The organism is Streptomyces tremellae, from assembly GCF_039540215.1.
In the GTDB taxonomy this organism is placed as follows: domain Bacteria; phylum Actinomycetota; class Actinomycetes; order Streptomycetales; family Streptomycetaceae; genus Streptomyces; species Streptomyces tremellae.
Map to the genome: position 1 here is coordinate 1 of NZ_BAABEP010000169.1, position 573 is coordinate 573.

Sequence of the window (573 nt, forward strand, 5' to 3'; positions counted from 1 at the left end):
CTTCCAGGACAGGAGCGGGGGCTCCTGGCCGGTGGGGCGCGGCGGTTCGAGGCCGTCGGCGCCGCCGCGGGCCAGCTCCCCACCCCGCACGACCCGGTGGCGCACGCCCAGGACCTCGACCTCGTCCGCCTCTCCGGCGTCGAGCACCCGGAGCGCGTCGAAGAGCGCGCGCCACGCCCCGCTCCCCCTGTGTCCTCCGGCGCCCGCTGCCGCAGCGACGAGACCGGCGCGCCCCTGGCCTCCCAGGGCGTGCCACAGGCGCCCCGGCGCGTCACGCGCCGGCCGCCGGCCGCCGCCCGGTCAAGAGCCGCGGTCCCGAACACGGGGCCGCACACGGCGAGATGGGGGCAGGCCGTGGACGCCCTGACCGCGTCCTCCTCGGTCATCCACGCCACGGGGTCGCCCTGCCGCACCAAACCGGCGTGGAGCCGGTCCAGCTGCCGCATCCAGTCTCCGGCCATGCGCACATCGTCCACGCACGGCGACGGAGAGTACACGGGACCGCGCGAGATGCCCGCCGGGCCGGCCGGTCCGCCGCCGGGGCCCGTACAGCCCACCGGCCGTCCGGCCCTC

General features: G+C 78.7%; 1 pseudogene. It reads right to left on the reverse strand.

The features are described 5' to 3' along the window. A pseudogene (locus ABEA77_RS34055) lies at positions 1-461 on the reverse strand (DUF5954 family protein); the annotation flags it as partial. Positions 462-573: the final 112 nt, after the last annotated feature.